Raw genomic sequence first — 22,987 nt, forward strand, 5'->3', positions numbered from 1 at the left:
GCGATGACCGCAGCACAGCGTTATGCCTTCCTGGGGCCGGAAGGCACATTTACCGAGGCCGCGTTGCGGCAAGTGATCACCGACGACGATCAGGCCGTGGCGGCCGGTTCGGTGATGAGTGCCCTGAGTATGGTGCGCCGCGGCGAGGTTGATGCCGCGGTCGTACCGATCGAAAACTCCGTGGAGGGCGGGGTCAGCGCCACCCTGGACTCGATCGCGGCCGGTTCCTTGCAGATCTACCGTGAAGTGTTGGTGCCGATCACCTTCGTACTGGTCAGCCCTGACGCCCGCGAGCTGTCAGCAGTCCAGGAGGTCACCACCCACTCCCACGCCTGGGCGCAGGTGCGGGGCTGGGCTGAGCAGACCATCCCGCACGCGGAATTTGTGCCGGCCGGGTCCACCGCGGCCGGAGCTCGGGCGCTACACCCCGGACAGGCCGGGGTGTGTGCCCCGCATTTGGCGCAGGAACTAGGACTGCACGTGTTGGCCTCGGCCATTGAGGACACCCCGGGTGCAGTCACTCGATTCGTGGTGGTCTCCGGCCCGGGTAGCCCGGGAAAGCCCACCGGATCGGATAAAACCACGCTGGTGGTGCCACTGCCACAAGATCGTCCGGGTGCGTTGATGCAGATTCTGGAACAGTTTTCCGCCCGCGGGATCAACCTCTCCCGGATCGAGTCCCGCCCCACCGGGGCCGGGTTGGGCCAGTACTTTTTCTCGATCGACCTGGAGGGGCACCTGGCCGATCAGCGCGTGGGGGCCAGTTTGGCTGCGCTGTACCGGATGTTTCCGCAGATCACATTCTTGGGATCATATCCGCGGGCGGATCGGCGCCACTACCAGATCGATGAGCACTTCAGCGATGAGGCGTATCAACGAGGTCAGGCCTGGGTGCGTCAGCTGTTAGCACCGGACGCGCAATGAGCCGGGATTGACCGTGGCGGTGATCCGGCGCGCGGTGCCGGTGGCGTCGCCGTCTTGTTGGGAAATCATGGGCTCGGCCAACTCGATCACACATTTTTGACCCTGCATGGTGTCCACGGCGCGCAAGGGCGCGTGATTTTTGGAGATCGCGTTCAGCGCCACCCGGGCCCAGTCCCATAGGTTGCGCGGGGCCAGGAGCATTACGTCGAGTAACCCGTCGTAGATACTGGCGTGTGGCACCATGCGGATGCCACCTTGGAGCATGCCACAGTTGGCAATCATCACCGAGCGTACTTTGGATCGACGGGCGGGTTGATCATCAATCGAGACCCAGATGGGTTTGCGTTTGCCCGGGAGCTTACGCATCCCGGCCTCTCCATAGGCCAGCCAGCCGGCGGCCTGTTTGATGCCGTCACGGGTATCGGACATGATCTCAGCGTCGATGCCGGCCCCGGCGATCACCACGAAGGTGGAGGTCAGCACCGATTCGTCGGTGCGTTCCACGGTCAGGTCGATCGTGTCGATCGCGCGAGTGGTGCCTTGCAACGCCAGGCCGACGCACCGTTCGATGTCGTTATAGGGCAGATTGAGATTCCGGGCCAGCAAGTTTCCGGTGCCCACGGGGATAATGCCCAGATCGGCCTCAGTGTCCACGAGCGCCTCGGCCACCGCTCGCACCGTCCCGTCACCGCCGGCCGCGATGACCAGGGACGCGCCGTCGTTCAGGGCGTCCCGGCTGGCCTGGACGCCCGGGTCGTCTTCTTGGGTGGGGTAATGCTCGACCGATTCCACACCTAACAGGTAGGCGGCATGACGTACGGCTGCCAGCACCTCGACCAGCTCCTCCTTATGAGGATTCATCACCACTCCGATATGGCCGGGCACTTGCAGCGCCGTGGAGACCTCCGGTAGCTCGTACACCCGTTGCAATTGATTCAGGAGGGCGGTGATGTGTTCCTCACGCTCATGGAGATCCTTGCGCAATTTCAGGGCCCACCCCAACGGTGCAATGGCCCCAACGCCCAGGGCAATGCTGGTGATGATCTGAGCTGGTCGCATAAAGCCCATACTACGGGGTGAGCAGGGCTCATGGTCATCGTCGAGAATACGGTAGCCTGGTGAGCGTGATTGACGTCAAACACCTCACCGAGAACCCCGATCTGTACAAAGCGTCGCAGCGCGCTCGCGGTGACCAGCAATCCCTGGTGGATGACATCCTGGCTGCCGATCAAAACCGTCGAGACGCTCTGCAACGGTTCGAGTCGTTGCGGGCTGAACAAAAAGCGTTCGGTAAAAAAGTCGCCGGCGCTCACGGGGAGGAAAAGCAACGCCTACTCGATGAGGTCAAATCACTAGCAGCCCAGGTCAAGCAGGCCGAAGCTGCCGCCAATGACGCTGACGAACAGCTCAACCGGCTCGTCACGGTCTTCCCGAATCTGATTAGCGAGGGTATCCCCTCCGGCGGTGAAGAGAACTTCGCGGTCCTGGAGACCGTCGGTACCCCGCGCGAGTTCGACTTCGAGCCGAAAGATCACTTGCAGATCGGTGAGCTGATTGGTGCGATCGATATGGAACGGGGAGCCAAGGTCTCGGGGTCCCGGTTCTACTTCTTGACCGGCGTGGGTGCCCGGTTGGAAATTGCGCTGATGCAGATGGGACTGGACCAGGCGATTCAGGCAGGATTCACCCCGATTATTACTCCCACTCTGGTGCGTCCCGAAACCATGAACGGTACCGGTTTCGACGTTGAACACGACGATGAGATTTACCGGTTGGAGCGCGACGACCTCTACCTGGTGGGTACCTCCGAAGTGTCGCTGGCCGGATACTACGGGGATGAGATTCTGGATCTGTCCGCAGGGCCACGTCGTTTCGCCGGATGGTCGACCTGCTACCGTCGCGAAGCCGGGGCCGCCGGTAAGGACACCCGCGGTATTATCCGGGTTCACCAGTTCAACAAACTGGAAATGTTCGTTTACACCACCCCGGATCAGGCCGCTGAGGAGCACCAGCGCCTGCTGGACTGGGAACGTGAGATGATGGCTAAAATCCAGGTGCCCTACCGCATCATCGATACCGCTGCCGGCGATTTGGGCACTTCGGCGGCCCGCAAATTCGACTGTGAAGCCTGGGTCCCTACCCAAGGGACCTACCGCGAGCTGACTTCGACCTCGAATTGCACAACCTATCAGGCCCGGCGACTCAATGTTCGGCACCGGTTGTTTGACGATGAGGGCAATAAGGCCGGTACGCAGACAGCAGCCACCCTTAATGGCACCCTGGCTACCACGCGCTGGCTGGTCGCCATCCTGGAGAACCACCAGAACGCTGACGGCTCAGTGACGGTTCCCGAAGCGTTGCGCCCCTATTTAGGCCTGGACGTACTGCCGGTGCTGGCTGCGGACTAATCCGCGCCCTGAACCCTCGGGCGGGGCTGGTTTCCAGCTGTTTACCCGCAGTTTGAAAGGTATGGTTAGCTGGATCCATGATCGAATCCGATGCGAAGATGGTATGCCTGGATGTTGATGGAACGTTGGTCGACCACGACGGGCATATGTCTCCTCGAGTCCGCGAGGCCGCGCAGGCGGTGATCGCACGCGGACATCACGTGATGATCGCAACGGGACGATCTCTTGGCGCGACTCTGCCGGTTATTGAAAACATTGGACTCACGGACGGATTTTCGGTGTGCTCCAACGGTGGGGTCACCCTTCAGCTAGGCTCCGAGTTTGACCGTGGCTACCAGGTCATTGACCGGCAGACGTTCGACCCTGCCCCGGTGTTGGGACAAGTCAAGCGCCGGATCCCCTCGGCCAAATTCGCGATCGAAACCGAATCCGGTGCGTTTCTGTCCACTGAGCGGTTCCAAGACTTTAGTTTTGGTGTCCGCGCCCGAGGCGTGAGCTTCCAAGAACTGTGTGAGGCCACCGCGGTGCGTCTCGTCGTGTTTTCTCAGGACTCCTCGGTCGAAGAATTTGGTGAAGCTGTCGAGTCCATCGGCTTGACCTCGGTGGCCTACTCGGTGGGCTATAACGCCTGGTTGGATGTGGCAGCCGCCGGCATCTCCAAAGCCTCCGGTCTGGAAGCGCTCCGGGAGAAGCTGGGCATCGACCAAGATCGGACGGTGGCTGTCGGAGATGGGTACAACGACACCGAGATGCTGGCCTGGGCGCAGCGCGGCGTGGCCATGGGGCAGGCACCCGAGCGGGTCAAACGGATCGCGAATGAAGTCACCGAACACGTCAATGATGACGGGCTGGCGTTGGTCTTGGAGTCGTTACTCTAAACCCGGTGACCGTGCTCGGCCAGCGCGTGGTGATCGTAGAGGTGATCGTAGCTGGCCTCTAGGTGAGCGGCGATGGCTGCCCGCACCTGGTGTTCACTCTTAAACAGTGAGCGCTTAATCGCCTGCGAGACAGCCTGCACCGTGATGCCCAGAGCCTCGGCAACATCGCGTTGCTGGCCTCGCATTCCCGGGGTCATCATGTCAATCACGGCCCATTCGGCCACGGAGCGCCGGGAAATGGTGTGCCCCAATAGTTGTAAGACCGACTGGGCATGCTCGGCAAACCGAGCTGAGTCGAAATTCAGGCTGGGCTGGGCGACGTGGACTCGCACCGGGGCGATCTGGCCCTGCTTGGCTGCCGCCAGTAGTGCCTGCCGGGAGGCATCCAGGCCTGGCCCGGCGAGGTGTTCTTGATCGGAGGAATCGAGACGACCAATCCCGATACCGACGCTGAGCTGACCCAGGCGCAATGCGTGCAAGGCCGTGTCAATCACAGCGTCGGTATCGGTCAACAGTGTGGTTAAGCGTTCGGAGTCTCGCTGTATCACGATCATCTCGGGCTGATCTGCGGGCGTGTGATTTCGCACACGTTCAGCCAACAAATCCAGGTGCGAGGAGGCGGAGCCCCGCGGTCGGTCGGCGATCGATACAACGTACATGTGTGGTCCGTTCTTGTTTTAAGAGCCGGAAGTTCAAAAAATAAATGCTGGAACCTTTATTGAGGTAAATCCTTCTGGAAAACCATCAATAAGTGGTAACTCCAGAGTATAAACATTTTTTTTCTGACGGGGGAGGCTTCTTAAGCTGTGTCGGAAGAACCGTTCGGCGTGAGGTGATTAACCGTGGTAACGCTCGATGGAGGCCTTCAATTCTGCCTCTGCTTCGTCACGGCCCTTCCAGCCATCAGCCTTGACCCACTTGCCTGGCTCCAGGTCTTTGTAGTGGGTGAAGAAGTGCTCGATCTCTGACTTCAGCCACTCACTGACGTCATTGATGTCCTGAATGTGCTCGAAGCGTGGATCATCGACGACGCACAACAGTTTATCGTCGCCGCCGCCGTCATCGGTCATCGAGAACATACCGATCGGCCGGGCTTCGACCACCACGCCGGGAACCAAGTCCACATCGGGCAGATAGATCAACGCGTCCAGCGGATCGCCGTCCTCGCCCAAGGTGTTTTCAAAATAGCCGTAGTGAGTCGGGTACTGCATCGAGGTGAACAGCAACCGGTCCAAATGGATTCGACCGGTCTGATGATCGATCTCGTATTTCACCCGGGAACCGGAGGGGATTTCGACGGTCACATCGTGGTTCATGGCGCTGAGTTCTCCTATAAACTACTAGAGGTCCAATGACCCGGAATCGGGTTCATCTCCTGCTTATCAAACTTTACTGCCCACAGAAAACGGGGGAGCGTGCATGTCCAAATTATCTTTCGCGTTGGGCGGTTTCGCGCTGGCCCCGTTGGCTTTCCTGACCACAGTTGCGGTGGCCTCCGGGCTCCTGATCACTCCCACCCCGGCATTGAGCGCTCCGAAACTGACCATCGCACAAAAGACGATGAACCACGCCGAGGTAGCCTTCACCGACTATCTCCAACAGGTCGAGGAGACCTCAGCCATCCACCCGCAGGCGTTGGAATCTCAGCTGGGCGGCACCGGCTCAGCAGACATCGCCATGATGGTGGTGGATGGCTACACCGGCGACGAGCTCTACAGCCGGCACGCCGATGACATCCGAACGCCGGCCTCGTCCCTGAAACTCATCAGCGGTGTGGCCATTTTGGATCACCTGGACCCCGCACACCGTTTCACCACCACCGTGAGCGTTACGGATCATCAGCTGACCATCCACGCCGGCGGTGACGCGCTGATGGGAGTGGAGGACTCGGATGACCGGGCTGTTGCGGGACGAGCCGGGTTGAAAACCCTCGCCGAGGACACCTTGGCTGCTCTGGAGGCACGAGAAGCCACTGGGGAGTACACGGTAGCCGTCGAGGTGGCCGACTATCAACAGCTTCACCCGGATTGGGAAGAAGAGGGCATGGTGACCTCGGGCAATATCTCCCAGGTCACCCCAATTGCCACCTTCGGTGCCCGGGCCCACAAGTCTTCCGGGACCGATCGCGTTCACGATCCGGCTGGTTTTGTGGCCAGCACCTTCCAGCAACACCTCGACGAGGCGCTGCCAGAAGACTCCGATCTCACCGTCACCCTGGCCGATCAATCGGTGACCACCGAGACCGTGGACGGTGAGGAACTGGCCAGCGCGGAATCGGCCACCGTAGCCGAACAACTCGCCTACGGCATCAAAGAATCCGATAACCAAATCATGGAAGTCTTGGCCCGGCAAGCTGCCATGGCCAGCGGTTTTGAACCCAACGTGACCGGTGTCCAACAGATGATCACCGAGACCGTCGACGAACACGGTCTGAGCAACACCACCATCGCTGATGCCTCCGGGCTGTCGTCACATAATCTCACCACCGCCTCGGATCTGGTGGAGATCGTCGAAACGATCCTGACCACCCCGGAACTGAGCCCGATTGATGAGGGGCTACCCGTGGCCGGATCCGACGGGACGTTGGCCACCCGCATGGACGAGCGGCCCACCGCGGGCACCGTGCGGGCCAAAACCGGGACGCTAGCGGCCTCGGTGACCCTGTCGGGAATCACGACCACGCAAGATGGCCGGCCAGTGTACTTTGTGCTGATCTCGCCGCAAGACATCGGCGGTGGAGGCATCCTGGATGCCCGGAGCGATCTGGACCAGCTGACTACCGCGCTGACCAGTTGTGGTTGCTGATTCTTTCAGCTGAGTGTGCTGTGATGGTCTTATGGAGATGATCGACGTAGACCTGGCGGCGACCACCGCGCGCACCACTGCCAGGCCCGGAGTGCGCGTCTCACCCCGGCAAGCCCGGGCCGAAGTCGCCGGGTTACATGCGGCTGCTACGGCCTCGGTGGAGACCGTGCAACAGCTCACCGGGTTGGACGTGGCGCGCGGTCTGGATGACTCGCAGGTGCTGGTGTTGGACCGCCCCGGTTGGGCCCGCTCCACGGCAACCGGGCTGGTGGAGATGACCCGTCCCGGGTTCGAAGCCGTCCAAGCTCGCAATCCGCTCTACACCTCCCGAATCTTTGCCGGTGCCTCGCGGGCCACCGCCTCGGTGCAGCTCGGCACCGTGCTGGGTTATCTCTCCACCCGGATTCTGGGTCAGTATGACCCCTTCGTTCCCGGGCCGGCCGGGGGAGGTCGGCTGGCGTTGGTGGCCCCGAATACCGCGATGATCCGAGGCGAGCTCGACCTCGATCCGGTGGACTTCCGCCTCTGGGTGTGCCTGCACGAACAAACCCACCGCGTGCAATTTGCCGCAGCACCCTGGCTGGCTGAGTACTTACAACAGGCCGTCACCTCATTGCTGGTGATGATGACCGACCCCGATCAGGCCCTGAATGGCCGAGATGCCATCAAAGCGCAGATGTCGACGGTCAACGGTGTGATGTCGTTGTTGGAAGGCCACGCCAATGTGGTCATGGATGCCGTCTCGACCAGTCTGGTCCCCACCAAGCACACCATTCGGCGCCGGTTCAACGACCGCAAACCGCCCGGTGGTCCGCTGGGTGCCCTGTTCCGCAAACTCATTGGCATGGACGCGAAAGCCGCGCAATATCGAAACGGTCAACAATTCGTGCAGGCGGTGGTCGCGCAGATCGGGATGGATGGATTCAACCGCGTATTCACGGACGCCCGCTACATGCCCACCGAGGCGGAACTGCACGACGCTACGGCCTGGATTGCCCGCACTGAGGCCCTGTGAACCACTGGCAGACCCGGCCGCAGTTGACCGGCGCGTTTCCGCCCGCCCGCCGGTGGCCAGAACCGTTGCATCGAGGGCTGGCGCAATTGCAACGACTCACCCGTCCCCAGTCACTGACGCTGCTGGGAGTTTCGGGTGGGGCCGACTCCATGGCCTTACTCGTCGTCGCGACGCTGTGCCAGACCAGAGCAGACCACACCCGACGGTTTGGGGTGATCAGCCTCGACCACCAGCTTCAGTCAGGCACTGCCGAGGTCGCTGCCGCGGTGGCGACGATCGCGACCAGACTCGGGCTCGAGCCAGTGATCACCCGTGCCCTTGATCTGCCGGAAACCGGAACCGGGGGACTGGAAGCCACCGCTCGGGCGGGGCGCCTGGAAGCCTTTGCCCAGGGTGCTCACACCACCGGGGCCCAGGCTGTGGCACTGGGACACACCGCCGATGATCAGGCCGAACAAGTCCTGTTGGGCCTGGTGCGCGGGTCCGGTCCGCGCTCGCTGGCCGGTATCGCCGAAACCACCACCTATGGTGAGTTACACCACCCGTTGCATGTGGTGCGCCCTTTCTTAGGGATTTCCCGGGCTGAGACCGAACAGATCTGTCACTGGGCAGGAATCGAGCCGTGGCAGGATCCGATGAACACCGATCCGCGGATCCTACGTGCCCGGATCCGCCACCAGGTGCTACCCGGGCTGGAACAGCTGGGTCCCACGGTGCGATCCGGGCTCCTGGCCACCGCAGCCATTGCTGCCGAAGACGCCGAGTATTTGGACGCTGAGGCACACCGGCGCTACCGAATGCTGGCCCAGAGACACAAGGCAACCATCCGCTTTGAACTGCAGGCCGTCCGAGACCTTCCCGCCGCGCTGGGGCACCGGGTCATCGGCAAGGCGGTCACCGAACTGGGCGGCACACGGCCGTCTCGAGAGCGCACGCTGGCGGTGATGGAGCTAGCCCGGGCGCGTCCAGGTTCCTCGGCCGGGCCTATTCAGCTGGCAGGCGGGGTGGCCGCGCGCCGGAACCCAGGCCAAAACCCCGGCGAATATGACACACTAGAACTGTTCACTGTCCCCTCGTCACGGAGTTGAGATGAAAGTAGAAGACATCGAGGATGACCTCCTGCACGTCTTACTGGACAAACAGCAATTGCGCGACACCGTGGCGCGGTTGGCAGCCCAGATCGACGAGGACTATCACGATAAAGACGTGCTGATGGTCGGCGTACTTAAGGGCGCGATTATGGTGATGGCCGACCTGTCTCGAGCCATGACCTCCCACGTCACCCTGGACTTCATGGCGGTGTCTTCCTATGGGTCGGGCACCAAATCTTCCGGTGTGGTCCGAATCCTGAAGGACCTGGAAACCGACCTGATGGGTCGGCACGTGCTGATCGTGGAAGACATTATCGACTCGGGGCTGACCTTGTCGTGGTTGCGCACCAATCTGGAATCTCGTGGCCCTGCGTCGGTGGAGATCTGCACGTTGTTGCGCAAGCCGGATGCATTGAAGGTCGACATCGACGTTAAATACGTCGGCGCCGATATCCCCAATGAATTCGTCGTCGGCTACGGGCTCGATTACGCGGAGAAATACCGCAACCTCGAGCTGGTGGCTACGCTGGCTCCGCACGTGTACTCCTAAGGGGACTGTCATTCCCCTGGCGTCGCTGTCCACTTGTTGCGAAAGCGTGTCAACCAAACTCCACCCCAAGTTGACGTTGCCGATATGCTAGGGCGAGTACGCGTTCTGCGCGCGGGGGTAAGGAGACTGAGTGAACGTCAAAAAGATTTTCAAGGGCCCGATCATTTGGATCGTGCTCGCTGTGCTGATGCTGTTAATCGTGGTTCCAGTGCTGACCTCTGGAACCCAAACCCAGCTGGATACCTCCGAAGGTGTGCAGCTACTCAAAGACGATAAAGCAGAGCAAGCCAAAGTCTCCGATAACGACCACCGCGTGGATCTGACCCTGCGTGACAACTACGAGCACGAAGGTCAGGACGTCGGCACTGACGTCTACTTCTTTTACTCCACCGACCGCGCTGAAACGGTCATGGACACCATTGCCGAGTCCAACGTGGAGGACTACACCGACGAACCGGTGCAAAATAACTGGTTCCTGTCCATGTTGGGCTTCTTGATCCCGTTCATCATTATTGCCCTGTTGTTCTGGTTCATTCTCTCCCGCATGCAGGGTGGTGGCGGCAAGATCATGCAGTTCGGTAAGTCCAAGGCCAAGATGGTCGACAAGGACATGCCACAGGTGACCTTCAAAGACGTCGCCGGTATCGACGAGGCAGTCGACGAGCTGTACGAGATCAAAGAATTCCTCACCGAGCCAGCGAAGTTCCAGGCGGTGGGTGCCAAGATTCCGAAGGGTGTACTCCTCTACGGTCCTCCCGGGACCGGTAAAACCCTGGTTGCCAAGGCCGTGGCCGGCGAGGCCGAAGCGCCGTTCTACTCGATTTCGGGTTCGGACTTCGTGGAAATGTTCGTCGGTGTCGGTGCCTCCCGCGTGCGCGATCTCTTCGAACAGGCCAAGAATCACGCCCCGGCGATTGTCTTTATCGACGAGATCGATGCGGTGGGTCGTCACCGTGGCGCCGGTATCGGTGGCGGTAATGACGAACGCGAACAGACCCTGAATCAGCTACTGGTGGAAATGGACGGTTTCGACGCCAACACCAACGTCATCCTGATCGCTGCGACCAACCGTCCTGACGTCTTGGACCAGGCGTTGTTGCGTCCGGGTCGTTTCGACCGTCAGATTCCCATCGAGGCCCCCGATCTGGAAGGCCGGCTGAAGATCCTGACCGTCCACGCCCAAGGCAAGCCGATGACCGACGACGTGGACTTGAAGACCCTGGCTCAGAAAACCCCGGGTTTCTCGGGTGCGGATCTGGCCAATGTGCTCAATGAGGCCGCGCTACTCACCGCCCGCTCTAACGCGCAGTTGATCGACAACCGCGCGTTGGATGAGGCCGTCGATCGCGTGATGGCCGGTCCGCAACGACGCACCCGGTTGATGAAAGAACACGAGCGCAAAGTCACCGCTTACCACGAGGGCGGGCACGCGCTGGTGGCGGCCGGATTGCGCAACTCAGCCCCGGTCACTAAGGTCACCATCCTTCCGCGCGGAAAAGCGCTGGGCTACACCATGGTGATCCCGGAAGAAGATAAGTACTCGGTCACCCGCAACGAGCTACTCGACCAGCTGGCCTATGCCATGGGTGGACGGGTGGCCGAAGAGATTATTTTCCACGACCCCTCCACCGGTGCCTCCAATGACATTGAGAAGGCCACCGAAACCGCGCGTAAAATGGTCACCGACTACGGCATGTCGGCCAAGATCGGGACTGTGAAGCTGGGCTCGGCCAACCAGGATGCCTACGCCCAACAAGAGCCCAACCGCAATTACTCCGATGAGCTGGCCTCGGTGGTTGATGAGGAGGTCCGTGGCCTATTAGACAATGCACACGCCGAGGCCCACTGGATTCTGACCGAAAACCGGGACGTGCTCGATGAGTTAGCGTCCCAGTTGCTCAGCCGGGAGACCCTGAACCGAGCCGAGTTGGACGAAATCTTCGCACCGGTGCGCAAACGCGACCCGCGTCCGCTGTGGCTGTTCAATGAAGATCGTCCGGTCTCCGATATTCCACCGGTCCAGACTGAGGCCGAAAAGAAGGCCGCTCGACAAGCCGGTGAGGATCCGGAACGGCACTCCGATACCCTCAACCCGTTGGTCCAACCTGGCGACGGATTGCCGAATGACAGCCCCGGCGAGAGTCCGCAGGGGTGCTAATGGACCTGCCACGCATTGAAGCCGCCGTGCGTGAGATCCTAGAAGCTATCGGCGAAGATCCCGACCGCGACGGGCTACGGGAAACCCCGGCGCGCGTGGCACGTAGCTACGCCGAAATGTTCGGAGGACTGGGCCAAGAACCTGGCGAGGTGCTGGAAAAGACCTTCGACCTGGTCCACGACGAGATGGTGCTGGTCAAGGACATCGCCTTCTACTCCACCTGTGAACACCACCTGTTGCCCTTCCACGGTCAGGCCCATATCGGTTATATCCCCTCGGAATCGGGCAAAGTGACCGGTTTGTCCAAGCTGGCCCGGCTGGTCAATGTTTACGCCCGGCGCCCGCAGGTCCAAGAACGCCTGACCGATCAGCTGGTTGAAGCGCTGATGACTCATCTGCACCCGCGCGGGGCTATTGTGGTAGTAGAAGCAGAGCATTTGTGCATGTCGATGCGGGGCGTAAAATCCCCCGGAGCCATGACCGTCACCTCAGCGGTGCGCGGACAATTGCGCGATGCTTCCACTCGCTCCGAAGCCATGAGCTTGATCTTGCGAAAGTAACCACCGGCAGACCGTTGAAAGGACGAACATGAGTATGGCAGCCGTGCCCGGAACCGGGCCTTCCACCGGACCGCTCAGCGTGGTGCGCAAGGTTCACCGCGCCACGTTCTCCGAGTTGGACACCTCCCGCACCCTGGTCATGGGAATTCTGAACGTGACCGATAATTCCTTCTCCGATGGGGGCGAACACTTCTCCGTGGAGTCGGCGATCGATCACGGGTTGCGCATGCACTACGCCGGTGCCGACCTGGTTGACGTCGGTGGCGAATCCACCGCGCCGGGGCGCCAAGAGGTCTCCGCCGAGGAGGAACAGCAGCGCATTCTGCCGGTTGTGGAGGCACTGATCAAGGCCGGCGTGCTGGTCTCGGTCGATACTCGCCACGCCGCCACCGCGCGGGCGGCCATGGACTACGGCGAGATCATCATCAACGACGTCTCCGGACTGAACTTCGATCCCGAGATGCCACACCTGATCGCCGAAACCGGGGCCAAGTACATCCTCACCCACAACCGTGGGGATGCCACCACCATGGACGATGCAGCAAAGTATGAGGACCTGACTGCCGAGGTCGTGGCCGAGTTGGGCCAGATCATCGAGGCCTTCACCAACGCCGGGGTCTCCCACGACCAGCTGATCGTCGATCCGGGCTTAGGCTTCGCCAAGCTGGGCGCGCACAACTGGGAGCTCTTGGGCCAGCTGGAGGCCATAGAGCAACTGGGTTATCCGGTGTTGGTTGGCGCCTCCCGCAAACGGTTCTTGGGCACTGTACTGGCTAACCGCCACGGCGAACCACGTCCGGTGGATGAGCGCGATATTGCCACCGCCGCCGTGACGGCCTTGGTCGCCCAGCGCAAGATCTGGGCGGTGCGGGTCCACGATGTGCCCACTAATCTGGACGCCGTGAAGGTCGCCACCGCCTGGGCGGATGCTCGATGAGCGAAGACAAACACCACGACGATCTGATCACCCTCACCGGGGTGCGTGGCCGCGGTTTTCACGGGGTTTTGGACTCTGAAAAACAGGCCGGACAGGTTTTCATCGTCGACGCCGAGCTGAGTCTGGATGTGTCGGTGGCCGCCACCTACGACGAGGTCAACTACACGGTGGACTACGCCGAGGTGGCCACCACGATCCAGCGACTGATCTCCGGACAGGCCTATGACCTGATCGAAACGCTCGGTGTGCAGATTGCCAGCACCTTGCTGGAAGAACAGCCACTGGTGGAACACGTCAAGATCACGGTGCACAAGCCGCAAGCTCCAGTGCCGGCGGATTTTGCCGATGTGAGCGTCACTATCGAGCGTGGACGGGCATGGAACCAGTAACCGCGGTGCTCTCGCTCGGGGCTAACCTCCACGATCCACGGCGACAGCTAGCTGAGGCCGTCGTGGCTCTGAAGGGCCATCCCCAGATCTTGACGGTGCAGGCCTCACCACTGGCGCGCACCACACCGGTCGGATCGGTGGAACAACCCGACTTTCTCAACCAAACCCTCATCATCACCACCACACTGAGTGCCGAGGAGTTATTGGCCTTTGGCCACGATCTGGAAGCGCGCGCCCATCGCCGGCGCGAGGTGCGTTGGGGCCCACGGACCCTGGACGTTGACGTCATCGATTACGATCAGCAACACCGCGCTGATCCTCAGCTGACGCTACCGCACCCGCGCGCGCACGAACGCGGATTCGTGCTGGTGCCCTGGAGCTGGATCGACCCCGACGCCACGCTGGATGGCACACCGATCACCGAGCTGATCCAAGCTGCTACCGATGCCGATGAGGTGCACCGTCTATGAAGACCACCCGGCCCGGCCTATTGGTGCTGACCCTGGTCATCGCTGCCGCGATCGGCTGGATCGGCACTCTGCTCACCACCGCCTACCGACTACCGGTGCCGGTGCTGGGTATTGCCGCGGTGATCACCCTGACCGCTGTGGCGGCGTTATTGATGGTGCTCGGGATCCGCGTGTTGCGCGATCGGAAGAAACCCCCGGCGGCCCGGATGAATCCGCTGGCAGCGGCCCGAACTGTGGTGCTCGCCCAAGCCACCGCCTACACCGGAATGGTGATCGCTGGATGGCACATCGGGATTCTCATCGATCGGATCCCCGCGGCCGGTATTGGCTCTCAAACCACGGTAGATGCCATGATGATGGTGGTCACCGGTGCAGCGGTGACGGTGATCGGCCTCGTCGTCGAGCAATGGTGTAAGATTCCGCCCGATGATGAATCGGATGACCGGTCCGATCCTCCGCCGAGGTCGCCCGGGTTACCTCAAGCCGGTCGTAACCTGCCCTGATGTTGTCCCCCTTAGACCGCAAGCACCCACCGGACAAGAACCGAACGGAAAGAACGGACCAGTATGGCTGATCGTCAGCAGTATCCGCCCCGTCCACCGCAACGGCCGAAAACGCCACCGCCATCCTCGCCCGAACACTACCAACAGTACCCACCCCGGCCTGGGGGCCAGTCGTCGCCCCCGCCCGACGATCAGCGCCAGCAGCCCGCGCCTGCGCGAAAACAGCCGGTAGCCCAAGCGCCCAAATCCTCGGTGGCTCACGTTCTCGCCCAATCCCCACCACCGAGATTCTCGGACCCCGACCGGGCTGACCGATCCGGGCAGAAAAAACTCGATTTCGGGGTGGACTTCACTCCCGTCTCATCCAAGCTGATCACGGTTCGCTACATCCACTCGATCTTTTCCCTGCTGGCCTGGTTGGCGATTACCGGGACCATGGCGGTGGTGGCGACCTTTGTCCTCGCTGAATTCGAGGACGTCGGGTCTTGGTTCGCACTGTTCTGGGTCCTTCCCGCCGGCGTACTGATCTTCTATATCGTCAAGTTTTTCCTGATCCCACGTCAGGTGCGGGCCATTGGCTACGCCGAACGTGAGGACGATGTGGTGACCAAGCGCGGACTATGGATTCGTCGGGTGATGGCGGTCCCCTACGGTCGCCTGCAGTACGTGGACATCAACAGTGGACCACTGCAACGCCACTTCAACATTTGCGACCTGACCCTGACCACCGCGGCCTCGAGCTCCGTCCTTGAGGGGGTTCCCCTGGAGGAAGCAGAACGACTGCGCGAAGAACTCACCGCCCGTGGCCAGGCCCGCCTGGCTGGATTGTGAGGTAGCCATGTCGCAACAGCACCAGTCGGGGGCCGAGCCACCATGGTGTCGCATGCACCCGTTGACACCGATCGCCTCGGCCGGATCGATTATCCTGGTGGTTTTCTTCTTCATCATCGTCAATCTCGGCTTGCAGATGTTGACGTTCCTGCAGGCGGTTGGCGACATGGAGGGTGGTGTATTCATCATCCTGGGGATCATCGTGCTGGCGATCGCCGCCTTGATCATCTTCCCGTACCTGTCCTGGCGGTTCCACAAGTTTCGGATTACCGATGACGCGGTAGAACGAGTCAAGGGGTGGCTTTTTGTCTCCCGCCGGCGAATGCGGCTCGACCGCATTCAAGCTGTCGAAATTCGTCGACCATTGTTGGCGCGGATTTTCGGGCTGGCCGAGTTGACCGTGGAGGCTGCCGATGGTGATGCCACGGCTCTGACCCTGCAATTCATTAAGAACGACGAGGCCACTCAACTCCGTTCTGAAATTCTGCGCAAAGCCTCTGGCGCCCAGCATGGCTCGAGTCCTTCCGCACAGCCCTCTAGCGGACAACCAGCAGACCCCGGTCAACCGGTGGCACCGATGCTGGACGACGAACATCTGGTACCGATGCTACGGATCAGCACCGTTAGGCTCTTCGGATCGTCGCTCATGGCATCGCTGGTCTTCCCCCTCGCGGTCGTGGTCCTCTATGCGCTCGCCATGATTGTCGCGCTGGTGATCTTCGGTACCGACCCCGCGATCTTGGGGATCATTACCGTCATCGGGATCAGTCTGCTGCCACTGTCCGTGTTTATCGCCGCGGTCGGTGGCATCGCTCCGGCCATCACCTACTACGGCTACACGGTGTGGCGCGGTGTCAACGGCCTGAAGATCACCTACGGTCTGGTCCAGACCGTCAACCAGACCGTGCCTCCCGGGCGTGTGCATGCCGTCGGGATCCGGCAACCTCTACTGTGGCGCATCTTTGGCTGGTACGAGTTGAAAATCAATATCGCCGGCTACGGTTTAGCCGCGGGTGATTCGGTCAAATCCACGGTGCTGCCGGTCGGCAGTCTGGACGATGTGTTCCGGGTACTGTCCATCCTGGCCCCGGACCCCGGTGTTGATCGAATGGACCAGGTCGTGATCGCGGGCTTGAAAGACTCCAAGGGCAACCGTGGCGGTTTCATCAACGCGCCCCGCCGCTCCTGGTGGCTGATGCCCTTCCAGTTCCGTCGGCACGGTTTCGCGATCACCCCGTCCCTGCTGTTGCTTCGCTCCGGACGATTCAACCGCGCGCTCACGCTGCTACCGCACGACCGCATCCAGTCCATCTCGCTGGCTCAGGGCATCCGCGCCCGGTGGTGCTCGCTGGTCTCCGTTTCCTTCCCGACCGCCTCCGGGCCGGTGGATGTCGGCCTAAAGCATATGGACCTGGCCGTCGGGGTGCAATTGGCCCACTTCGAAGAATCCGTGGCCGCCATCGCCCGACGCTACTCCGACCGCGACCGGTGGATGGATGACACCGAACTGCAACGGTTCGACAACGCCACCGACCAAGCCGAGAAAACCCTGGAGAACGCTCAGTGACCGTCGACGAGCCAGCCTCAGGGATCAGCGCGGGCGCACCGGGCCGACTCGGCATCGGGGTGATCAGCGCCGGAAAAGTCGGTGCGGTGCTCGGGACAGCCCTGCGCGACCTCGGCCATGCCATCACCGGCGTACACGCCGTCTCCGACGCCTCCCGAACCCGCGCCGAATCACTGTTGCCCGAGGTTCCCATCCTCGATATTCCCGATATTCTGCGCCGTTCCGAAATGGTGCTCTTGGCCGTCCCCGACGACGTGCTAGGGGAGCTGGTCGCCGGGCTGGTCACCGCCGGCCACGTGCAAACCGGACACCTGATGGTCCACACCTCCGGCCGTCACGGCTTAGCGGTCCTCGAGCCGATCAGAAGCCAGGGCGCGATCCCGATGGCGATCCACCCGGCGATGACCTTCACCGGACTCAGCCTGGATCTGGCCCGACTGCACCGCACGGCCTTCGGCATCACCGCCGATCCCATTACCCTGCCGATTGCCCAAGCCTTGGTGACCGAACTCGGTGGCACCCCGGTGGTGGTGCCTGAACAGCACCGGGCCACCTACCACGCCGCGCTCTCCCACGCCTCCAACCACTTGGTGACCCTCACCGCCGAAGCCGCCCAGATCCTGGAATCCATCGGCATCGAGGACACCTCGGCGGTCCTGGGGCAACTGATGAACGCCAGTCTGGATAATGCGCTGAGCTCTGGCGATCAGGCGCTCACCGGCCCGGTCGCCCGCGGTGACGTGGGCACCGTAGCCGACCACGTGAACGCCCTGAGCGCCGTCGCCGAAGCCCACCCCGAGCTCGCTGAGGTGCTGGCCAGCTACCGTTCACTGTCACTGGCCACTGCCCGCCGTGCCCACGCCCGTGGGGCCATTAGCACCGAGACCTTCACCGCACTGCAGCAGATCTTGGGGTAGCTAGGACGTTCAATATATGAATGCGGTCACACATATTCGAGCAACTGTGTAATATAGGTCACTATTAGCATGGAGGCTGTTTATCTGAAAGAGGCATGATGTCCGGATCGGGCTCGCAACGAACCGGTGATGTATCGCTGGCAAAAACTCTGACCAATCTTGACGCGTTAGCCCTGGGCTTCGGCGCCATGATCGGCTTCGGGTGGGTGGTGCTGACCGGTGACTGGATCAACGAAGCCGGCACCGTGGGCGCCATCATCGCAGTGCTGGTCGGTGGCGCCATTATGGCTGTGGTAGGTCTTGTCTACTCTGAACTAACCAGCGCAATGCCTAAAGCCGGTGGGATCCACAATTATGCCTTGCGTGCGCTAGGTCCACGTTGGGCATTCATCGCTTCCTGGGCGCTTGCCGGAGGATATGTGACCGTAGTCGCCTTTGAAGCCGTCGCCTTTCCCCGGACCGTCGCATATATAATCCCAGAGATCTCTCAGATTCCTTTGTGGGACGTCGCCGGTGACAAAGTACATCTATCATGGGCGCTACTAGGGGTTGTCGCTGCGATCATCATTACCTGGTTGAACGTGCGAGGAGTTAAACCGGCTTCTATCGCCCAGAACTTCACGGTGATCTTTCTGATTGCCGTGGGCGTGCTGATGATCTTCGGGTCGGTCACCCGTGGATCTGCCGAAAACATGGAACCACTATTTACGCCTGGAATTGCAGGGATATTTGCAGTTCTGATCGCGATGCCATTTCTTTTCATCGGCTTTGATGTCATCCCGCAGACCGCCGAAGAAGTTAATGTGCCACCTCGGCGCATCGGTTGGCTCGTCGTGATTTCCGTGCTGATGGCAACGGCGTGGTATGCCATGGTGGTCTTGACCACCTCCTCAGCCATGAACGTTAACGATCTTGTTCATGCAGACATCGCCGTCGCTGACGCCTTTGGCACCCTGTTCAATTCCCAGATACTGGCCAATATTCTGATCGCCGGAGGTATCGCCGGAATCCTCACCTCGTGGAATTCGCTGCTGATGGGTGCTTCACGCTTGGTGTACTCGCTATCGCGCACAGGGATGCTGCCGGCGTGGTTTGGGAAGTTGCACCCGAAGTACCAGACGCCCGCCAATGCATTGTATTTTATTGGCGGACTGTCGCTCCTGGCGCCATTCTTCGGGGAAATCATGCTGAACTGGTTGGTCGACTCGGGTGGGCCCTCAATCATCATCGCCTATTTCTTCGTATCTGTGATTTTCGTGGCTTTAAGGAGGAAAGAACCCACCATGGACCGGCCATTGAACATCGGCCGTGGCTGGAAAGGCGAAGTCATTGGGTGGACCTCCATCGTGCTCACCGGCGCGCTGTTCACCGTCTACTTGCCTGGCATGCCCTCGGCACTGGACTGGCAACCGTGGCTGATCTTCGGTATCTGGTGGGTGATCGGTCTCGTCTTCTTCGTCCGAGTACCCGGAGGGATCAAACCCGGCCCGAATGCTGAAGCTGAATTGGTCAGCTTGGCCCGTGACCGCACAAGCCGGTAGGTCCATGCTGGAACACCTCGATCTCAATCGCGACTAGCATGGTAGGCGTGAGTGTCACTGTTGTGAAGACTATTGACCAGGCTCGCGCCGCCATCACCGGCGTGGCCTCGGTGGGTCTGGTGCCCACTATGGGCGCGTTGCACGATGGCCACGGAGCCTTGCTCGAACGCGCCCGGGCCGAGAACGAGCTGGTAGTGGTCTCGAACTTCGTCAACCCATTGCAGTTTGACCGGGATGAAGACTACCAGAACTATCCCCGCGATCTAGCCGGTGACGCTGAACTGGTCACCCGCTACGGGGCCGATGTGATGTTTGCGCCGTCGGTGGAGGAGATGTATCCGATCCTGCCACCGATGGTCAGCGTCTCAGCCGGAGAGATGGGACGGATTTTCGAAGGTGCCTCCCGACCGGGACACTTCGACGGCGTCTGCACCGTGGTGACCAAACTGTGGAATATCCTCCGCCCCGAGCCCGGCACCGCCTTCCGTAGCTATTTCGGTCGCAAAGACGCCCAACAACTAGCGATTCTCACCCGGATGTCCGAGGAACTAAATATCCCGGTCGAGATCGTGCCCGTGGATCTGGTGCGGGCGCCCTCCGGGTTGGCGCTGTCCTCGCGCAACCAACGCCTGGATGAATCCGGTCGCCAACGCGCTCGCGGACTCTCCCAGGGACTGAATTTTTTGCGCGAGCAAGCCGAAGCTGGTCACCCCCTGGATCTAGACCGCGCTCGTGAGTTAGTGGCTGCCGAGGAACAGGTCACCCTCGACTACCTCGAGGTCGTTGACCCGGCCACGCTACAACCCCTCGAAGACCTCTCCGCACCCCTGGCCACCCCGGCCCTGGCCCTGGTGGCCGCCTGGGTGCCACCGGTGCGCTTGATCGACAACATGATGTTAGAACCCCCGCAAAGGAGACCCCGTGACTGAGATATCCGCCCGCCAAGACCTCTACCGCCACGTCAATGGTGCGTGGCTGAACACCCACGAGATCCCTGCCGACCAGGGTGCCTACGGGGCCTTTATGGAACTGCGCGACGAGGCCGAAGAGGCCGTGCACGAGATCCTGAAAGACGCCGAGCTGGACACCAGTGCCACCCGGTTCCCCGCCGATCAACCCACCGCCCGCATCGCCGCGCTGTACCGGGCGTTTATGGATACCGACGCCATTGAAGCCCGGGGGCTGGAACCCATTGCCGGCGAACTGGGCCAGATCGAAAACGTCTCCACCCCCGAAGAGTTTGTGGCCCTCTCGGCCCAGCTGCAGCGCCAGGGCATCTCGGGGCTGATCGCGGCCGGGTCGATGCAGGACGCCGGGGACCCGCAACGGATGTTGCTCCACCTGATCCAGGGCGGGATCGGCCTTCCCGATGAGTCCTATTACCGCGATGAGAAATTCGCCGAGATCCTGCAGGCTTATCAGGACCACATTGCCGCGATGTTCTCCCTGACCGGAATCGGGGGAGACAACCTCCAAACCGGCGACGCAGCCGCGGCCGTGGTCGATCTGGAGAAAAAGATCGCCGGCTACCACTGGGATGTGGTGGCCGTGCGCGATGCGGTGAAACGTTACAACCTGCTCACCCGGGAGGATCTGACCGAGGTTTTCGGACTGGCCAACACCTATCTGGCCGCCCTGGGTGCCGATGACTTCTCCGAAGTGGTGGCCTGGCAACCGGACTTTCTCACCGGCATCAACCAGCTCCTCCACGATGAGCCACTGGACACCTGGAAACTGTGGCTCCAATTCCAAGTCATCTCTTCTTCGGCGCCGTATTTGAGTGACGACCTGGTGAATGAAGACTTCGATTTCTACGGCCGGAAGCTGGCCGGCACCCAAGAGGTCAAGGCCCGGTGGAAGCGTGCGGTCTCCTTCGTCAACGGTGCCGTGGGTGAAGATGTCGCCCAGCTGTATGTGGCCAAACACTTCCCGGCCGGTCATAAAGAAGCCATCGACGAGTTGGTGGCCACCCTGCTGAAGGCCTACCGCAACTCCATTAGCTCCCTGGACTGGATGAGCTCCGAAACTCGCCAGCGGGCTCTGGAAAAACTTGAGCAGTTCAACCCGATGGTCGGCTACCCGGTGAAGTGGGAGGATTACTCGGCCATGGAGGTCTTCCACGACGACCTGATGCGCTCGGTGCGTTCAGCCTCGGCCTTCCACTTCGATCGTGACCTGGCCAAGATCGAGGAAGGACCCGACCCCGAGGAGTGGCACATGACCCCGCAAACGGTCAACGCCTACTACTCTCCGGTGGAAAACGCCATCGTGTTTCCCGCCGCCATCCTGCAACCGCCGTTCTTCGACCCGCAGGCCTCGGCAGCCGAAAACTTCGGTGGCATTGGTGCGGTGATCGGTCACGAAATCGGCCACGGATTTGACGATCAGGGATCCCGTTACGCCGGTGACGGGTCACTGCACGACTGGTGGACCGAGGCCGATAGGGAAGCCTTCCACGATCGCACCCGCCAGCTGGTCGATCAGTACAACCAGCTACGCCCCGCGGAAGCCCCCGACTACCATGTCAACGGCGAACTGACACTGGGCGAAAACATCGGCGACCTGGGCGGACTGGGGATCGCCCACCAGGCGTTAGAGCTCTACCTGGGTGAGACCACCGAAGAGATCGATCGAGAATTCTTCACCGCCTGGGCCACCGTATGGCGGCAGCTGACCCGGACCGAATCGATGATCACCCGGATCAGCGCCGACCCCCACTCACCCAATGAGTTCCGATGCAATCAGGTGGCGAAAAACCTCGACAGCTTCCACCGTGCCTTCGGCACGCAACCCGGTGACCAGATGTGGCTGGACGAAGACCAGCGCGTGAGCATCTGGTAGTGCTCTAGATGAGTGAATCCTAATCTCTTCAGCTCAGCTTCGAAACCCGCAACATATGCTTCCATCGGGCCGGACACCTGTACTCGGCTCGATTTTCCTATAACCACCATGATTGGCTCTCCTTATCTCCAAAATGAATGGAGTACAAGTCCAACACGGTCCAATGATTATGCCGATAGTTTCTGCCCAACACCCGCATGAATCCGGCGATCTGTCACAGGTATCGGCATAGCCCACACCTCGGCATAACACGAGATAGGCGGATGTCGGCATATCACCTGGGACATCACGAAGTTGGCGGGCCCAGTCAAGGGCATCTACTACGACGCCTATGTGATGCTGGATATCTTCTCTCGGATGATTGTTGGCTGTGTCGTTCATGCCCGCGAATCTGCTGGTCTGGGGGAGGAATTTATGCAAACCGTGTTTGGCGTCTATGGGATTCCCAAGGTGGTGCACGCGGATCGGGGTTCGTGAGGGTGTCAGATTGTTTGTGTACAGAGTCATCGATGAGAGGACATGATGATGACCATGACAGATGATCGTGTTGATCAGCCTGGTGGGGCTGATGTTGTTGCGCAGTTGAAGGCCAGTGGCGCCTT

22 protein-coding genes and 1 pseudogene are annotated in these 22,987 nt (G+C 61.0%); 20 read left to right on the plus strand and 3 right to left on the minus strand.

The window, feature by feature from the left end; translation table 11 throughout:
- Nucleotides 1–3 precede the first annotated feature (3 nt).
- Nucleotides 4–924: a prephenate dehydratase gene (pheA, locus tag DCC24_RS07275; RefSeq protein ID WP_110099257.1), complete on the plus strand. Its 921-nt coding sequence runs from the start codon at nt 4–6 to the stop codon at nt 922–924.
- On the opposite strand, the gene DCC24_RS07280 is transcribed toward pheA, so the two are convergent.
- A complete protein-coding gene (locus tag DCC24_RS07280; protein WP_158524626.1) occupies nt 904–1,983 on the minus strand; it encodes a diacylglycerol kinase family protein in 1,080 nt (359 codons plus the stop codon). The genes pheA and DCC24_RS07280 overlap by 21 nt on opposite strands.
- Before the next feature lie 65 nt (nt 1,984–2,048).
- Here DCC24_RS07280 and serS point away from each other — a divergent pair, with 65 nt between their 5' ends.
- Together serS and DCC24_RS07290 are read left to right on the plus strand one after the other, a co-directional pair.
- On the plus strand, nt 2,049–3,332 hold the full coding sequence (serS, locus tag DCC24_RS07285; protein ID WP_110099288.1) for a serine--tRNA ligase: 1,284 nt from the start codon (nt 2,049–2,051) through the stop codon (nt 3,330–3,332).
- 77 nt (nt 3,333–3,409) lie between these two features.
- On the plus strand, nt 3,410–4,210 hold the full coding sequence (locus tag DCC24_RS07290; RefSeq protein WP_233492021.1) for an HAD family hydrolase: 801 nt from the start codon (nt 3,410–3,412) through the stop codon (nt 4,208–4,210).
- On the opposite strand, the gene DCC24_RS07295 is transcribed toward DCC24_RS07290, so the two are convergent.
- Together DCC24_RS07295 and DCC24_RS07300 are read right to left on the minus strand one after the other, a co-directional pair.
- Nucleotides 4,207–4,869: a hypothetical protein gene (locus DCC24_RS07295; protein WP_110099259.1), complete on the minus strand. Its 663-nt coding sequence runs from the start codon at nt 4,867–4,869 to the stop codon at nt 4,207–4,209. The genes DCC24_RS07290 and DCC24_RS07295 overlap by 4 nt on opposite strands.
- 177 nt (nt 4,870–5,046) lie before the next feature.
- Entirely contained in the window at nt 5,047–5,526 is a 480-nt protein-coding gene (locus DCC24_RS07300) for an inorganic diphosphatase (protein WP_110099260.1), read from the minus strand.
- A gap of 103 nt (nt 5,527–5,629) precedes the next feature.
- Between DCC24_RS07300 and DCC24_RS07305 the strand changes: the two genes are divergently transcribed.
- From DCC24_RS07305 to DCC24_RS07385, 17 genes and pseudogenes are all read left to right on the plus strand, one after another.
- Entirely contained in the window at nt 5,630–7,015 is a 1,386-nt protein-coding gene (locus DCC24_RS07305) for a D-alanyl-D-alanine carboxypeptidase/D-alanyl-D-alanine-endopeptidase (protein WP_110099261.1), read from the plus strand.
- A gap of 37 nt (nt 7,016–7,052) precedes the next feature.
- Entirely contained in the window at nt 7,053–8,030 is a 978-nt protein-coding gene (locus DCC24_RS07310) for a zinc-dependent metalloprotease (RefSeq protein WP_158524627.1), read from the plus strand.
- Nucleotides 8,027–9,118: a tRNA lysidine(34) synthetase TilS gene (tilS, locus tag DCC24_RS07315; RefSeq protein ID WP_233492022.1), complete on the plus strand. Its 1,092-nt coding sequence runs from the start codon at nt 8,027–8,029 to the stop codon at nt 9,116–9,118. Before DCC24_RS07310 ends, tilS begins: the two co-directional genes overlap by 4 nt.
- Nucleotide 9,119: 1 nt before the next feature.
- Complete coding sequence (hpt, locus tag DCC24_RS07320) at nt 9,120–9,671, plus strand: hypoxanthine phosphoribosyltransferase (RefSeq protein WP_110099263.1); 552 nt, start codon at nt 9,120–9,122, stop codon at nt 9,669–9,671.
- Between the two features lie 130 nt (nt 9,672–9,801).
- On the plus strand, nt 9,802–11,829 hold the full coding sequence (gene ftsH / locus DCC24_RS07325) for an ATP-dependent zinc metalloprotease FtsH (RefSeq protein ID WP_199446247.1): 2,028 nt from the start codon (nt 9,802–9,804) through the stop codon (nt 11,827–11,829).
- Nucleotides 11,829–12,389 carry a GTP cyclohydrolase I FolE gene (folE, locus tag DCC24_RS07330; RefSeq protein WP_110099264.1) on the plus strand — a complete coding sequence of 187 codons (561 nt, stop codon included), beginning with the start codon at nt 11,829–11,831 and terminating at the stop codon, nt 12,387–12,389. Before ftsH ends, folE begins: the two co-directional genes overlap by 1 nt.
- 28 nt (nt 12,390–12,417) lie before the next feature.
- Complete coding sequence (gene folP, locus DCC24_RS07335) at nt 12,418–13,326, plus strand: dihydropteroate synthase (protein ID WP_110099265.1); 909 nt, start codon at nt 12,418–12,420, stop codon at nt 13,324–13,326.
- Nucleotides 13,323–13,715 carry a dihydroneopterin aldolase gene (folB, locus tag DCC24_RS07340; RefSeq protein WP_110099266.1) on the plus strand — a complete coding sequence of 131 codons (393 nt, stop codon included), beginning with the start codon at nt 13,323–13,325 and terminating at the stop codon, nt 13,713–13,715. Before folP ends, folB begins: the two co-directional genes overlap by 4 nt.
- Nucleotides 13,703–14,185 (plus strand): 2-amino-4-hydroxy-6-hydroxymethyldihydropteridine diphosphokinase, encoded by a 483-nt coding sequence (gene folK / locus DCC24_RS07345; protein ID WP_110099267.1) that lies wholly within the window; start codon nt 13,703–13,705, stop codon nt 14,183–14,185. The genes folB and folK overlap by 13 nt, the downstream gene beginning before the upstream one ends.
- Nucleotides 14,182–14,688, plus strand: coding sequence for a DUF3180 domain-containing protein (locus DCC24_RS07350; protein ID WP_110099268.1), 507 nt, complete (start codon nt 14,182–14,184; stop codon nt 14,686–14,688). Before folK ends, DCC24_RS07350 begins: the two co-directional genes overlap by 4 nt.
- Before the next feature lie 63 nt (nt 14,689–14,751).
- Nucleotides 14,752–15,519 carry a PH domain-containing protein gene (locus DCC24_RS07355; protein ID WP_110099269.1) on the plus strand — a complete coding sequence of 256 codons (768 nt, stop codon included), beginning with the start codon at nt 14,752–14,754 and terminating at the stop codon, nt 15,517–15,519.
- A 52-nt stretch (nt 15,520–15,571) separates the two neighbouring features.
- Entirely contained in the window at nt 15,572–17,086 is a 1,515-nt protein-coding gene (locus DCC24_RS07360) for a PH domain-containing protein (protein WP_158524628.1), read from the plus strand.
- Entirely contained in the window at nt 17,083–18,003 is a 921-nt protein-coding gene (locus DCC24_RS07365; protein WP_110099271.1) for a Rossmann-like and DUF2520 domain-containing protein, read from the plus strand. The genes DCC24_RS07360 and DCC24_RS07365 overlap by 4 nt, the downstream gene beginning before the upstream one ends.
- Nucleotides 18,004–18,101: 98 nt before the next feature.
- Nucleotides 18,102–19,544 (plus strand): APC family permease, encoded by a 1,443-nt coding sequence (locus DCC24_RS07370; protein ID WP_110099272.1) that lies wholly within the window; start codon nt 18,102–18,104, stop codon nt 19,542–19,544.
- 38 nt (nt 19,545–19,582) lie between these two features.
- Nucleotides 19,583–20,473, plus strand: a complete 891-nt coding sequence (gene panC / locus DCC24_RS07375; RefSeq protein WP_110099273.1) for a pantoate--beta-alanine ligase — start codon at nt 19,583–19,585, stop codon at nt 20,471–20,473.
- Nucleotides 20,466–22,385, plus strand: coding sequence for a M13 family metallopeptidase (locus DCC24_RS07380; RefSeq protein ID WP_110099274.1), 1,920 nt, complete (start codon nt 20,466–20,468; stop codon nt 22,383–22,385). Before panC ends, DCC24_RS07380 begins: the two co-directional genes overlap by 8 nt.
- Before the next feature lie 276 nt (nt 22,386–22,661).
- Nucleotides 22,662–22,859: pseudogene (locus DCC24_RS07385) on the plus strand (DDE-type integrase/transposase/recombinase); the annotation flags it as partial.
- Nucleotides 22,860–22,987: the final 128 nt, after the last annotated feature.

Source organism: Auritidibacter sp. NML100628, assembly GCF_003185985.1.
Lineage (GTDB): Bacteria > Actinomycetota > Actinomycetes > Actinomycetales > Micrococcaceae > Auritidibacter > Auritidibacter ignavus.

Coding starts and splice junctions, on each gene's coding strand:
- pheA (WP_110099257.1), top strand. CDS start 4: ATGACCGCAGCACAGCGTTATGCCTTCCTGGGGCCGGAAGGCACATTT.
- DCC24_RS07280 (WP_158524626.1), bottom strand. CDS start 1,983: ATGCGACCAGCTCAGATCATCACCAGCATTGCCCTGGGCGTTGGGGCC.
- DCC24_RS07290 (WP_233492021.1), top strand. CDS start 3,410: ATGATCGAATCCGATGCGAAGATGGTATGCCTGGATGTTGATGGAACG.
- DCC24_RS07295 (WP_110099259.1), bottom strand. CDS start 4,869: ATGTACGTTGTATCGATCGCCGACCGACCGCGGGGCTCCGCCTCCTCG.
- DCC24_RS07300 (WP_110099260.1), bottom strand. CDS start 5,526: ATGAACCACGATGTGACCGTCGAAATCCCCTCCGGTTCCCGGGTGAAA.
- DCC24_RS07305 (WP_110099261.1), top strand. CDS start 5,630: ATGTCCAAATTATCTTTCGCGTTGGGCGGTTTCGCGCTGGCCCCGTTG.
- DCC24_RS07310 (WP_158524627.1), top strand. CDS start 7,053: ATGATCGACGTAGACCTGGCGGCGACCACCGCGCGCACCACTGCCAGG.
- hpt (WP_110099263.1), top strand. CDS start 9,120: ATGAAAGTAGAAGACATCGAGGATGACCTCCTGCACGTCTTACTGGAC.
- folE (WP_110099264.1), top strand. CDS start 11,829: ATGGACCTGCCACGCATTGAAGCCGCCGTGCGTGAGATCCTAGAAGCT.
- folP (WP_110099265.1), top strand. CDS start 12,418: ATGAGTATGGCAGCCGTGCCCGGAACCGGGCCTTCCACCGGACCGCTC.
- folB (WP_110099266.1), top strand. CDS start 13,323: ATGAGCGAAGACAAACACCACGACGATCTGATCACCCTCACCGGGGTG.
- folK (WP_110099267.1), top strand. CDS start 13,703: ATGGAACCAGTAACCGCGGTGCTCTCGCTCGGGGCTAACCTCCACGAT.
- DCC24_RS07350 (WP_110099268.1), top strand. CDS start 14,182: ATGAAGACCACCCGGCCCGGCCTATTGGTGCTGACCCTGGTCATCGCT.
- DCC24_RS07355 (WP_110099269.1), top strand. CDS start 14,752: ATGGCTGATCGTCAGCAGTATCCGCCCCGTCCACCGCAACGGCCGAAA.
- DCC24_RS07360 (WP_158524628.1), top strand. CDS start 15,572: ATGCACCCGTTGACACCGATCGCCTCGGCCGGATCGATTATCCTGGTG.
- DCC24_RS07370 (WP_110099272.1), top strand. CDS start 18,102: ATGTCCGGATCGGGCTCGCAACGAACCGGTGATGTATCGCTGGCAAAA.
- panC (WP_110099273.1), top strand. CDS start 19,583: ATGGTAGGCGTGAGTGTCACTGTTGTGAAGACTATTGACCAGGCTCGC.